Annotated in this window: 15 protein-coding genes; 11 read left to right on the top strand and 4 right to left on the bottom strand. The window is 53.6% G+C overall.

Annotated elements, in window-relative coordinates; translation table 11 throughout:
• Positions 1–11: 11 nt before the first annotated feature.
• Positions 12–809 (top strand): phosphate/phosphite/phosphonate ABC transporter substrate-binding protein, encoded by a 798-nt coding sequence (locus tag KWG64_RS23025; protein WP_218523248.1) that lies wholly within the window; start codon positions 12–14, stop codon positions 807–809.
• Positions 810–857: 48 nt separating this feature from the next.
• Here the strand turns inward: KWG64_RS23025 and sseA are convergent, their stop codons facing one another.
• The 3 genes from sseA to KWG64_RS23010 form a co-directional block, all read right to left on the bottom strand.
• Positions 858–1,703 (bottom strand): 3-mercaptopyruvate sulfurtransferase, encoded by an 846-nt coding sequence (sseA, locus tag KWG64_RS23020; RefSeq protein ID WP_218523247.1) that lies wholly within the window; start codon positions 1,701–1,703, stop codon positions 858–860.
• A gap of 34 nt (positions 1,704–1,737) precedes the next feature.
• Positions 1,738–2,286, bottom strand: coding sequence for a GNAT family N-acetyltransferase (locus KWG64_RS23015; RefSeq protein WP_218523246.1), 549 nt, complete (start codon positions 2,284–2,286; stop codon positions 1,738–1,740).
• Between the two features lie 132 nt (positions 2,287–2,418).
• On the bottom strand, positions 2,419–3,210 hold the full coding sequence (locus tag KWG64_RS23010; protein ID WP_218523245.1) for a helix-turn-helix transcriptional regulator: 792 nt from the start codon (positions 3,208–3,210) through the stop codon (positions 2,419–2,421).
• A gap of 140 nt (positions 3,211–3,350) precedes the next feature.
• On the opposite strand from KWG64_RS23010, the gene KWG64_RS23005 reads away from it, so the two are divergent.
• Positions 3,351–4,118 carry a class I SAM-dependent methyltransferase gene (locus tag KWG64_RS23005; protein WP_218523244.1) on the top strand — a complete coding sequence of 256 codons (768 nt, stop codon included), beginning with the start codon at positions 3,351–3,353 and terminating at the stop codon, positions 4,116–4,118.
• Between the two features lie 51 nt (positions 4,119–4,169).
• Here the strand turns inward: KWG64_RS23005 and KWG64_RS23000 are convergent, their stop codons facing one another.
• A complete protein-coding gene (locus KWG64_RS23000; protein WP_218523243.1) occupies positions 4,170–5,084 on the bottom strand; it encodes a DUF808 domain-containing protein in 915 nt (304 codons plus the stop codon).
• A 429-nt stretch (positions 5,085–5,513) separates the two neighbouring features.
• Between KWG64_RS23000 and KWG64_RS22995 the strand changes: the two genes are divergently transcribed.
• The 9 genes from KWG64_RS22995 to KWG64_RS22955 form a co-directional block, all read left to right on the top strand.
• Positions 5,514–5,789, top strand: coding sequence for a DUF1471 domain-containing protein (locus tag KWG64_RS22995; RefSeq protein ID WP_218523242.1), 276 nt, complete (start codon positions 5,514–5,516; stop codon positions 5,787–5,789).
• 252 nt (positions 5,790–6,041) lie between these two features.
• Complete coding sequence (locus KWG64_RS22990; RefSeq protein WP_218523241.1) at positions 6,042–6,620, top strand: class I SAM-dependent methyltransferase; 579 nt, start codon at positions 6,042–6,044, stop codon at positions 6,618–6,620.
• A 276-nt stretch (positions 6,621–6,896) separates the two neighbouring features.
• Positions 6,897–7,421: a shikimate kinase AroL gene (aroL, locus tag KWG64_RS22985; RefSeq protein ID WP_218523240.1), complete on the top strand. Its 525-nt coding sequence runs from the start codon at positions 6,897–6,899 to the stop codon at positions 7,419–7,421.
• Positions 7,422–7,978: 557 nt separating this feature from the next.
• Positions 7,979–8,743: an IclR family transcriptional regulator gene (locus tag KWG64_RS22980; protein WP_195813949.1), complete on the top strand. Its 765-nt coding sequence runs from the start codon at positions 7,979–7,981 to the stop codon at positions 8,741–8,743.
• A gap of 73 nt (positions 8,744–8,816) precedes the next feature.
• A complete protein-coding gene (locus tag KWG64_RS22975) occupies positions 8,817–10,394 on the top strand; it encodes an OPT/YSL family transporter (RefSeq protein WP_218523239.1) in 1,578 nt (525 codons plus the stop codon).
• 133 nt (positions 10,395–10,527) lie between these two features.
• Complete coding sequence (locus tag KWG64_RS22970; protein WP_195823671.1) at positions 10,528–11,457, top strand: DUF1177 domain-containing protein; 930 nt, start codon at positions 10,528–10,530, stop codon at positions 11,455–11,457.
• 5 nt (positions 11,458–11,462) lie between these two features.
• The gene (locus KWG64_RS22965) at positions 11,463–12,140 is read left to right on the top strand and encodes an AroM family protein (RefSeq protein ID WP_195813952.1); all 678 of its coding nucleotides are present in this window, start codon (positions 11,463–11,465) and stop codon (positions 12,138–12,140) included.
• A 194-nt stretch (positions 12,141–12,334) separates the two neighbouring features.
• Entirely contained in the window at positions 12,335–12,625 is a 291-nt protein-coding gene (gene ppnP / locus KWG64_RS22960) for a pyrimidine/purine nucleoside phosphorylase (protein ID WP_101075794.1), read from the top strand.
• 197 nt (positions 12,626–12,822) lie between these two features.
• A partial coding sequence (locus tag KWG64_RS22955) for a transposase (RefSeq protein WP_218523292.1) occupies positions 12,823–12,919 on the top strand: 97 nt, incomplete at its 3' end.

Below are 12,919 nucleotides of genomic sequence, written 5' to 3'. Positions count from 1 at the left end.
GCTGCCAGATCATGCTGATGTCTTTACCGATGTACGCCATTTCCCCGCTGGACGTGGAAATTTTCACCGTTGCGTTACTGGGCAAACTCAAGCGGCTGGGCATGAAACCGCTGCCGGTTTCACTGAGCTGGCCGAAGGATTTGCTGGCGCACTGGCAGAATAAAGATTTGTTGCTGAGTCAGACCTGCGGTTTCCCGTTGGTGGAAAGCCTGCCGGAGGTGCAGCTGGTCGGCACATTCAGTTACCGTGCGCCCGGCTGTGATGGTTTCCGTTACCGCAGTTTTCTGCTGGCGCGTGAAGAACATAGCGGCTTACATCTGACCAGCTTTCGCCATCGCAGGCTGGCGTTCAACAGCACCGATTCACAGTCTGGCTACAACAGCCTACGCGCACTGGTTGCGCCCCTGGCCGAAAACGGAAAATTTTTCTCCAAGGCGCTGGCAACCGGCAGCCATCTCGAATCACTCCTGTACGTGCAGCATCATAAGGCCGACATTGCGGCGATTGACTGCGTAACGCTCGAACTGCTGCGCCGCACCGATCCGGAACGGGTCAGCGGGCTGGTTGTCGTCGGGCAAACGGCTGCCGTGCCGGGGCTTCCGCTGATCACTTCCGCGCAAACATCTCCTGAACATCTGGCGATGCTGAGACAGGCATTGCATGAAGTTTCCCGCGAAGCAGTGAGTAAACCGCTGCTGATCGAATCGTTTACCGAAGTGCCGCGACCGGCGTATGAAGTGATCCGGCAGATGAAAAGAATTGCTGAGGAGTTTGGCGTGCGTGAGCTGATGCCGGAATCTGTCAGCTAAAAAAACCGGACTTCAGCGTCCGGTTTTGTCTGTCAGATCCACGGATAATCAGTGTGTTTCTATCGGGAAATCTTCGTTCACGTCGCCCCATTCGGCCCATGAACCGTCGTACAACAGCACATCTTTCACGCCTAACGCGTCCAGCCCGAAAGCCAGCGCTGCGGCGGTAACGCCGGAACCGCAGCTGGTGATCACCGGCTTATTCAGATCCACGCCTAACCGTTCAAACGTCGCTTTCAGCTCCTGCGGCGATTTCATGTGGCCTTCCTGCGTCAGCTCGGTAAACGGCACACTGAGGCTCTGCGGAATATGTCCGCCGTGCAGCCCCGGACGTGGTTCCGGCGCTTCGGCTTTGAAACGCGCCTGCGAGCGTGCATCGATAATCTGTACCTTCCCGATGGCCTCTTTCACCTGCTGCGCGCTGGCGACGACCGGGCGCACCAGCCGGGCATTGAACGTCGACGGCACACGGGTGTGTTCGCCGCTCTGAACGGGTTTACCTTCGGCAATCCAGGCATTCAGCCCGCCATCGAGCACGCGCACGCTTTTCGCGCCGAAACTGGTCAGCATCCACCAGACACGCGGCGCGGAGAACAAATCCCCTTCATCGTAAAGCACGATGGTTTGCGTGTCGGCCACGCCAAGACGGCTCATCGACGCGGAGAATTCTTCCGCCGTCGGCATCATGTGCGGCAGGCCGGTAGTGCAGTCGGAAATACTGTCGACTTCGACATAAATGGCGCCGGGAATGTGCGCCTCAAGATATTTGCCATGAAAATCAACCGGCGGAGTAATGCCCGGTTTGGATTTACGGCAATCGATAATGACCACGTCCGGTGAATTCAGATTCTTCGCCAGCCAGTCGGTAGAAACGGTATGGGTAGAGAAAGTCATGTTCTGTTGCCTTATCTTTTTTGTGGAGCCAGCCTCAGAGATCGCCGGGGATCAGGGAATACATCCAGGCGTCGCGCGGCTGACCATGATAATAAAGCCGGTTGCGGTGCAAACCTTCGGACGTCGCGCCTGCTTTTTCCGCGACGCGGCGGCTGCGGTCATTGCCGTCCATCGCGACGATTTCCAGTCGCGTCAGTTCAAGCTCTTTAAATGCGAACTGCGCCGTGGCTCTGACCGCCAGCGTGGCCAGGCCCTGACCGGTATAACCGGTGCGGATCCAGTAGCCGAGATTAGAAAACTTATAATCCTGACTGATACGGTTGATGCCCACGCTGCCAATCAGATTGCCGCTGGCACGTTCAAACAGACAGAAATTGAATTCTGTGCCGCGATGACGTTTGTGCTCGCTGTCGGTGAGATATTTCCGGCTGTCTTCCAGCGAATATTTATCCGTACACCAGGATTCCCACTCACCAATCTCGGCGACGGAAGCCTGAACGGCAGCAAAATGCGTGATCGCTTCCAGTTCGGTTGCGGCGCGGATCTCAATATTTTCGTCCTGATAAATCTGGCGTGTCATCATCTACGGTGTCCTGGAAGCCGGAAATCATCTATGAAACCAATCAAATCAGCCTCACATATCCGGCCGCTGGATGTCAATTAGCGCAGAGATCAAATAAGTGAGAAAAAACAGCAGGCTGTCCGTCAGCGCAATTCAGCTTTCCGGCACCAGCATCACCAGTTTGCAATCAGCGTAACCCGCCGGGAAAAACGTTTGCTGCCGGTAACCCGTTTCGCCGCTGAGCGGGTGGTTAAAACGCCGTGCGCCGCCTTCGCGCGCCAGCACTTCCTGCTGCGTCCACCACTGATTGAATTCGCTGCTTTGCCCGCGCAGGCTGATCACTTTCTGACGCACGGCGTCGGAATGCGCGTAATGACTGGTTTCCGCACGAAATTCTGCCACCACGCGTTTAGCGCGTTCTGCCCAGTCGGGTACCAGCTGCCGTGCAAGCGGATGCAGAAACATAAAATCCAGCAGATTAGGCTGTTCAACCGTTCCCAGCCAGCCGCTGAATAACGCGCCTGCGGGGGGATTCCACGCCAGCACATTCCAGCAACTGTCGAGCAGATAGCCGGGGCCTGCGATCTGATTGACGCAATTCTTCAGGCTGTCATCCGGCGCGCCCGACAGGGGCACGGCAAGCGGATCTTTTACCGACGCCAGACTGAACAGATATTCGCGGGCGGCCGGTTCCATTTGCAGGGATTTCGCCAGCCTGTCCAGCGTGGCGGCAGAAATCGAGACATCGCGCCCCTGTTCAATCCAGGTATACCACGTGGCGCTGATGCCGCTGATTTGTGCCAGCTCCTCGCGCCGCAGCCCGCTGGTTCTGCGCCGTGCAGAACCGGGAAGGCCTACCATTTCCGGCGTGACGCGTTCGCGATGCGTGCGTAAAAAGGCGCCTAAGGCTCCCGGGCCGCTGAGTGACTCTGCGTTATCAATCATATTTTTTCTCAGGCTGGAAGTAACTCATACCAGTATAAATGCTCATATTGTACCCGTATAGAACAATGCCTATAGTGATTTTGAGGTCATCTGAAACCGGCGTTTCGACGAAAATAATAAGGCAAACAGGAGCAATGAAAATGACAACAAATACCCACAGTCAGGCGGTTGATAAGCAATTTGGTTCGCAGGCACAAAATTACCTGACCAGCGCCGTTCACTCGCAGGGCGCGGATTTACAGCGTCTGGCCGTTTTACTGGCGCCATTCCCGGATGCGCAGGTCATTGATCTGGGTTGCGGCGCAGGGCACGCCAGTTTTGTTGCGGCGCGCGCCGTAAAAAATGTGATTGCCTATGATTTGTCGGCGCAAATGCTGGACGTGGTAGCGCAGGCCGCGAAAGATAAGCAGCTGGAAAATATCACCACTCAGCAGGGCGTGGCAGAATCGTTGCCGTTCGCCAGCGCCAGTGCGGATATCATCATCAGCCGGTATTCCGCGCACCACTGGCACGATGTCGGGCAGGCGCTGCGTGAAGTGGCGCGAGTGCTGAAACCGGGCGGCAAATTCATCATGATGGACGTGGTGTCGCCGGGGCATCCGCTGCTGGATATTTATCTGCAAACGGTCGAGGTTTTACGCGATACCTCGCACGTCCGCAACTATTCTCCGGGCGAATGGCTGGAAATGGCATCCGGTGCCGGGCTGATTGCCGGTGAGGTCACCACCGACCGTCTGCCGCTGGAATTCACCAGCTGGATTGCCCGTATGCGCACGCCCGAGCATTTCTCCGTCGCTATCCGCGAACTGCAAAAAGTGATGTCAGATGACGTGATCCGCCACTTTGAGATCCAGCCAGACGGTTCGTTTACCAGCGACATTATGATGCTGGTGGCTTCTAAGGGGTAAAGTGCCTGAAAGGGTTTTCGCCCTCCCGTGAGGGGAGGGCGAAAGTTATGCTTATTTCTTCCCGAACATCTTCTGCCCGAGCATCACCAGCGCCAGAACGGCGGCGCCGACGATAAGGCCGACTACTAAATCCGTTGCGCCGGTAATCAGCGTGTTGATCCAGCTTTGGTGGCCGTGAGTCAGCGGTTCAATCAGGCTGTGCATAAACGGCAAACCGTGGCTGATAATACTGCCGCCCACCAGGAACATCGCGATTGTGCCAACGACAGAAAGTGTTTTCATCAGCCACGGGGCGGCGTTCACGATGACGCGGCCAAACGCGCGTACGCCATTCATTACGCTGCTTTCACCTGAAAGCTTGCTGAGATACAAACCGGCGTCGTCAATTTTGACAATCGCGCCGACCAGCCCGTAAACGCCGACGGTCATGGCGACAGCAATCAGCACCATAACGGTGACCTGATTGAGGAACGGTGCAGATGATACGATGCCCAGCGAGATCACGATGATTTCAGCAGAAAGAATGAAATCGGTACGCACGGCACCTTTTACTTTTTCTTTTTCCAGTTTTTTGGCATCGGCCTCATCTTTTACCTGCGGTGTGGCCGGTTTCTCTTCGTGATGATCGCTGGGCATCAGTTTGTGCGCGACTTTCTCGAAGCCTTCGTAACATAAGTACGCACCGCCAATCATCAGCAGCGGCGTAATTGCCCAGGGAATGAACGCGCTGATCAGCAGCGCCAGCGGTACCAGAATAGCCTTATTGACCATCGAACCTTTTGCCACGGCCCAGACAATCGGCAATTCCCGGTCGGCTTTAACACCGGAAACTTGTTGCGCGTTCAGTGCCAGATCGTCTCCCAACACACTGGCTGTTTTTTTTGCCGCGACCTTACTCATTGCGGCTACATCATCAAGTATGGATGCAATATCGTCGATCAAGGCCAGAAGGCTGCCACCCGCCATAAACACTCCCTTATGTCCCGGTCATCATTCCGCAGGGAAGATGCCGGGGAATTTTGTTGTTAAAATCAGCTTTCGCGCACGCGAAAACCGTTCCTCTGTCGCCCCGGCTGTGCAGGTGATCACGGCGACAGGTAAAACCCTAAAAAAATAATCATAACAGTGATTGCACTCTCGAGTCGATTTGTGCGAATGTTGTCCGGGTTATAAATAACTTTAAAAACTCTCCATACTTTCTCCATTAAATATCTTTGATTTTCGGTTAGTTATCCTGCAGGAAATGTTTACTTTCATTCTCTCCTTATTTTTACCACAATGGTTAAACTTCTTTACGTTGCATTACGTCCGCTTTCATTGATTCGCCGATAATTAATTCAACGGATTGCTTCCGCTCCATTAATTAACGAAACTAACGAAAGAAAGGTGCGTATTATGAAACTCTTACCTATGTTCACTGCAGCTGTAATTACCGCCGCTTCATTCTCAGCACTTGCCGCAACGCCTATTTCTGAAATGCAGGCGCAAAGTGGTAACTACCAGTCACTGGGTATGGTTTCAGTGAGTGCATCAAGCACAGTCCCTGGCAGCCTGCATGACCAGCTGAACCAAATCGCCAGCGATAAAGGCGCGACACATTACCGCGTAGTCGGTGCCGGTACTCCAGGTGATTCCAGCCTGACCCGTGCAAACGTTGAACTGTATAAATAAAGATTAAAATTATCGGCTGATAACGAAAACTTTTTATTAAGACGTTATTGAGTCAATAAGTGTGAGAAGGCCAATGTCACCTGACATTGGCCTTTTTATTATTTGTGCCACCTCTGATATTTCCGGTCATTTTTGAGAATCATCCCATGTGAATTTTCTGAGTTAAATCTTTCTGACGTTTATTCCCCTTATTAATCATTTCTTAAGAATTTTTCGGCTTAATGGGGGTCTGATTCCTCAGGAGGAGTTAATATGTTAAATGCCGCAAGAATGACAATTAAGAACACCGGGCTTTCGCTTCAGAACCAGTTTTTTTATCTGCAGAATTTTATTACCTCACCACGGACGATGGGGACGCTGATGCCATCCTCGCCATGGTTGTGCCATGCGATGCTGAGCCAGATTGACTGGACGACATCGCTGGATATCGCAGAGCTGGGCGCCGCAGATGGCGTGCTCACCCGGCGGATCCTCAGCCGGATGCGCGCGGATGCGAAGCTGGAAGCGTTTGAAATCCAGCCCGCGTTTGTTCGTAAGCTTAATCAGATGGAAGACCGGCGCTTGCAGGTGATGGCGCATTCTGCCGAGCACATGAGCACGGATTACGACGCGGTGTTTTCGTGCCTGCCGCTGTTGTCGATGCCGGTGCGAACCAGCATGAAGATTTTGCAAAAAACGCAGCAGCAGCTGAAAAGCAAAGACGGCGTGCTGGTCCTGTTTCAGTACAGCCAGATGTCTGAGAAACTGCTGTCGCGCTATTTCACCTGGAAAAAAATCCGCGTGGTGAAGAATTTTCCACCGGCCATTGTGTATATCTGTAAACCCCGCTGATACAGCCACTTAGACATTCTTGCTGTCTGAGCGGTTTGCAGGGCATTGCGCTACAAGGATTTTTCAGTATGATGCCCTGAATGGCGTAAATAAAACGCTACAGAAGCTTCACCGGCAGGTGACAAAAATCTGCCAGTGAGGCTTTTTTGTTGTACTATCTCGCGAGTACAGCGCAAACCAGTACATCAGACCACTTTTTGCGACAAAGACTTCATATTGATGATGGATTTTCATCAGGTGAGATACGGGACTTTCGGGGAATAAAGGATAGCGGTAATGACACAACCCATTTTCATGGTAGGCGCGCGTGGCGCGGGTAAAACGACAGTTGGCAGTGAGCTTGCAAAAGCGCTGGGCTACAAATTTGTCGATACCGATCTGTACCTGTTACGCACCTCAGGCCTCAGCGTGGCGGATATTGTCGACCGTGAAGGCTGGGAGGGATTCCGTCGCCGTGAAACCGAAGCCCTGAAAGCGGTATGCTCACCGCTGACCGTGGTCGCGACCGGCGGCGGCGCGGTGCTGGCGCAGGAGAACCGTGATTTTATGCGCGAAGCCGGAACGGTTATTTATCTGCGTTCACCGGCATCGACGCTGGCAAATCGTCTGGAAGATGCCCCGCAGGAAGATCAGCGTCCGACTCTGACCGGCAGGCCTATCACCGAAGAAATGATGCAGGTGCTGAACGAACGTGAAGCGTTGTATCAGGAAGCCGCTCACCACGTGGTAGATGGTACGCAGGATCCTGCGCAGGTCGTGAATTCTGTTATGGATGCACTGGCGTTGCAGTTGGCGCGCTAAACGTAATTCGCGGTAAAACGTCATCATGACGGGCCCTCTGAGGCCTGTTTTTTTTTGCCTTAAATCCGGCGTTAAACTGTAAACAAAACGGGCCATTTCTCGTGACGGGGATCACAGTCGCCTAAGTATTGTACTGGTGTATGACCGGGCGTAAACTAATAACTCAGGTGATTACTTAGACGCAGCGCCGTGACGCTGAAAACCCACAACGGACCCGATGATGAAACCCCTGATGTCTTTCTTTAACCAGCACAGTAAAGCCATGCCCGCAATCTGGTCGATCACGATCATTCTGGTCGAAGCTTCTATCGCGCTGTATATTTTGCGTAATATTTAATCAAAATAATCTGCTGAGTTTTACATCGTTCACTTCATAAATACTCGGCATTCATTTCCCTCTCCTCGCCTTTTGATTGCTTTAGGAATTTCTTTAAGCATATTCATTTATCTGTCTTCTTCTGGCGGTTAAATAAACGTCTTGACGCTGACACGTATCAGCTTTAGTTTTTATTTAACTTAACAGGAACCCTGTTCCATATACCGGAACTTACTCCTTTATGACCACTTTAGAAAATGCGGCTGCGGTGCTGAAGTTATTTTCAACCCAGGGGATCCGGCAGGGACATCCCGGCTTGTCATTCAGTGACGTGGTCGAAAATTTAAAATTACCGAAAAGCACCGTTTCACGTTTACTGATGACGATGGAAACGCAGGGGCTGCTGGAACGCGACCAGGACAGCCGCTTATACCGGATCGGTAAATTATTGCTGGCAGTCTCCAGCCATTATTTATCTGCGCCGCTCGTGGATTCCGTTTCACCGTATATGACGCAGCTGAGTCAGCTGACGCAATGCACGGGCTATGTGTCGATGCTGGAAGGGCGCGACATTATGGTCATGCGGATGTTCCCCGGCAGAACCTATTTACAAGTGGTGACGCCCGCCGGAAGCCTGCTGCCCGCGCATGAGACCGCCATTGGCCGTGCGATCCTCGCGCGCTTTAGCGACGAAGACGTGGTTCAGCGTTTTAACGGGGAATATCAGGTTAACTCCGTCAATTCCCCCGCAAATATGGATCTTCTTTTGGCCAGGCTGGCGGAAGTCCGGCAGACAGGATTATCGTTTGCCAATAATGAAACGCTTCAGGGCATCAGTTCTTTAGCGACCAGTATTTTTAATAAACACCGAAATGAAACGGTAGGACTTTGTTTGTCTTTCCCTTCTCCCGAACGGGGAAAAAATATTCCGGAAGGCATAAAAGAAGGACTGATTGCCGTAACCCGGCAAATCGCCGAAAAATTGGGTGATGAGTACTGGCAATGATTTTTCATCGCAATGACCAGTAACGGACCCGGATTATTTGTTTTATTCATTTTTAGCCAACACCAGGGGCCTTATGTCAGACCAACCTGCAAAAGATAATAAGGAAAATCCGCTAAAGGATATTGGCACGCTCATCGTGATGATTATTCTGTCTATTTTAGGCGCTATCATCGGGGTTCAGTTAATAACGACGTTAGGCGTTACGCCGAATACTTCTATTATCGGCGCGCTGTTTGCCATGCTGCTGGCCCGCATTCCGATGCAGGCTTTTCAGCGTTACCGTTCAATCCACACCCAGAATCTGGCGCAAACCGTCATTTCTTCCGCAACTTTTGGCGCAGCAAACAGTCTGCTGATGCCGATTGCCGTGCCTTATGTTCTCGGGCAGCCGCAGCTAATTATGCCGATGTTTATCGGTGTGGCCGCCGCGATGCTGCTCGACGCCTATCTGCTTTACCGTCTCTTCGATACCAAAGTTTTCCCGGCCAGTAACGCCTGGCCTCCGGGTGTGGCGGCGGCGGAAGCGATCAAAGCCGGCGATAACGGCGGGCGCCAGGCATGGTTGCTGGTGGCGGGTGTGGTGATCGGGCTCGGTGGCGCGATGCTGAAAATCCCGATGGCGGCGTTCGGGACGGCGTTCATCGGTAATATCTGGGCGCTCAGCATGTTCGGCATCGGATTGCTGATCCGCGCTTACGCACAACCGTTGGCCGGGCTGGATCTTAATGCCCTGTACATTCCGCACGGCATGATGGTCGGCGCAGGGCTGGTTTCGCTGATTCAGGTGATTCAGGTGGTTCGCGCAAAAAATGCCGATGCCCGCACGACGTTTACCCAGCCGGCGAAAGAAGTGCGTACGGCGCTGGGGTTGGGCGCATTCGGCTATATCGCGATTGCTGCTCTGCTGGCGCTGGCCGGGGGGTTATACAGCGAAATGTCCGTCGGCATGCTGATTGCGTTCGTGGCTTACGCCGCCTTTGCCGCTTTTTTCCACGAGCTGATCGTCGGCATTGCGGCCATGCATTCCGGCTGGTTCCCGGCGTTTGCCGTGGCGCTGATCACGCTGATTATCGGCATTCTGATTGGTTTCCCGCCGCTGGCACTTTGCGTGCTGACCGGTTTTACCGCCGCGACCGGCCCGGCGTTTGCCGATATGGGCTTCGACCTGAAAGCCGGATTCATTCTGCGCGGCTATGGCAAAGACTTACGGGCCGAACTGGCGGGGCGTCGCATTCAGCTATTCGCCGCGTTGCTGGCTTTTATCATTGCGATCCCGGTGGTGTGGTACGCCCATTACGGCTACTTCGCGCAGGATCTGGTGCCGCCGGTGGCGCGCGTTTACGCCAAAACAATACAGGCGGGCGCGCAACCGGGCATTGCCCACAGCCTGCTGATTTGGGCGATTCCGGGCGCGCTGATTCAGCTGATCGGCGGCCCTAAACGCCAGCTCGGCGTACTGCTGGCGACCGGGCTTCTGATCAACAGCGTGATGGCGGGCTGGGCGGTGGTCTGCGGGATCGCGCTGCGCATCATCATTATTCGTATCTGGGGTGAAAAAGGGCGTACGCCAATGGAAGTGCTGGCGGCAGGTTTCATTGCCGGTGATGCACTTTACAGCTTCTTCACCTCGGTTTTCAGTGCCAAAAAGTAAAGCGTTATTGCCAACACCAGGGCCGTTATCTGGCCAGCATTAAACACTGACTGTTCCGATGATGAACAGCGTTTGTGACCGTTTTGGCTTCTGCGCCTGTGCGCCGGTCACGAAGTTTTAAGAGGATTTTGTGATGAGTTTGCAACAGACATTAACGGTATTTGAACTGATGGATAGCGCACACGTCAGCGGTCAGGATGTTGTGGATTTATTTGCCCGTTATCCCGGCGTCATCGCCAGCACAAATCGCGCGGATGGCCCGAAAGGCGGCACGGATTTCGTCCGTATCACCGTGCCCGGCAGCAAAGGAAAAAGCAGTGGCGGCACTGCACCGACGCTGGGGATTATCGGCCGTCTGGGCGGGATTGGTGCACGCCCGACGCGCATTGGTCTGGTGTCCGACGCGGACGGTGCGATTGCTGCGGTAACCTGTGCGCTGAAACTGGCGGACATGCAGCGAAAAGGCGATACGCTGGAAGGCGATGTCATTATCACTACCCACATCTGCCCGAACGCGCCAACCCGCCCGCACGATCCGGTGGATTTCATGGATTCGCCGATCGATGACGTGACCATGAATGACAACGAAGTGGTTGACGGCGTGGACGCGATCCTTTCCATCGACACCACTAAAGGCAACCGCATTATCAATCACAAGGGTTACGCCATTTCGCCGACGGTGAAAGAGGGCTACATCCTGCGTGTTTCCGAAGATCTGGTGCGCATTATGGAGATGACCAGCGGTAAACCTGCGGTCACTTTCCCCATCACCACACAGGACATCACGCCTTACGGCAACGGCGTTCATCACCTTAACAGCATTTTGCAACCGTCAACGGCGACCGACGTTCCGGTGGTTGGTGTGGCGATCACGGCAGAATCTGTGGTGCCGGGCTGCGGTACCGGCGCGAGCCATGAAGTAGATATCGCCCTGGCGGCGAAGTTTGCCGTGGAAGTCGCAAAAGAATTCGGGCGCGGTACGTGCCAGTTCTTTGATGCCGACGAATATCAACTCCTGTTGTCGCTGTACGGAAGCTTGCGCCACCTGCAAAACCGGAAGTAAGCCTTATGATCACGACCTTTGCGACGTTAACCATTGGACAGGCGCCGCGCAGCGACATTATGCCGCTGCTGATGGCGCATCTGCCGGCCAAATCAGTGACCCACGTGGGCCTGCTGGACGGAATGAGCACGGAGCAAATTGAGCAGCGATATGCGCCTGCGGAAGGCGATGCGGTGCTGGTTTCGCGTTTGCTGGACGGTTCGCAGGTCACCATGGCGGCGCATCGGGTCGAACGCGGATTACAGGAAAAAATCGACGTTCTGGAAGCGCTCGGTTGCATGACCATTTTGCTGCTGTGTACCGGCGAATTTAAAAAGCTGCGCGCCCGCAATGCGCTTCTGCTCGAGCCTGACCGGATTATCCCTCCGCTGATTGGCGCGATTGTCGGCGAGCATCGCGCAGGAATTGTCGTGCCGATCGAAGAGCAGATCGTCGAGCAGTCGAACAAATGGCGAAAGCTGTCCAAACCGCCGTGCTTTGCGGTGGCCAGCCCGTATATTTCCGATGACCAGACCATTATCGAAGCGGCGATGCGTCTGGCGCAGCAGGGTGCGGAAGTGGTGGTACTTGATTGCATTGGTTACACGCGGCATCACGCCGAATTGCTGAAAAAGCATCTCAGCATTCCGGTTCTGTTGTCGAACGTGCTGATGGCAAAACTGGCGGCGGAACTGATCGTCTGACGTTGGGGAGTAAAGCGGACATGTGCGGAGCGGACAGCCACCCACAATGGCACTGTGCGACGCTAAAATCAAATCAGCGACGCCGCTTTGCGGGCGGTGTCGTCTGGTGCAGATAAAGCGGTAATAATCAGTGACAGAACGAGGTTTCTGCCCCTAATATGGAGGCTCTGAAAATTATCGCAAAGGGCCAATCTATGTTGAAAAATAATGAGTATTTTGACGGGAAAGTTAAGTCGATTGGTTTTGACAGCGACAGTACGGGTTCAGCCAGCGTTGGCGTGATGGCCGTCGGCGAATACACTTTCGGCACCGCTAAGCCGGAAGAAATGACCGTCATCAGCGGCTCGCTTAAAGTGCTGATCCCGGGTTCTCCGGACTGGCAGGTCTTCAAGCCGGGCGAAACCTTCTACATTCCGGGTAAAAGTGAATTCAATTTGCAGGTCGGCGAAACCACGTCGTATCTCTGCAAGTATCTGACCAAATAAATCATTCAGACACAGCACAAACAGAAAAGGCGCCAATGAGCGCCTTTTCTTATTGTGCACAGAAAACCCCCAGCTAGGCTGGGGGTTCAGTAAAGCTTTCAGCTTTGAGCCAGTTATAAAAACCCCTTTTGATTTGTTAAAACAGTTTGCGGTCTGGCAACTGCAAAGGTTCAACAAGAAATCAAAAGGGGGTCCCAATGAGGGACGAAAAGAGCTTAGCGCACACGCGATGGAACTGTAAATATCACATAGTTTTTGCGCCGAAGTACCGAAGAAAGGTGTTCTACGGAGAGA

Source organism: Rahnella sp. PD12R (assembly GCF_019200965.1).
GTDB classification, from domain to species: domain Bacteria; phylum Pseudomonadota; class Gammaproteobacteria; order Enterobacterales; family Enterobacteriaceae; genus Rahnella; species Rahnella laticis.
Note: the sequence above shows the minus strand (reverse complement) of the source record. Positions and strands in the feature narration are given on the sequence as shown.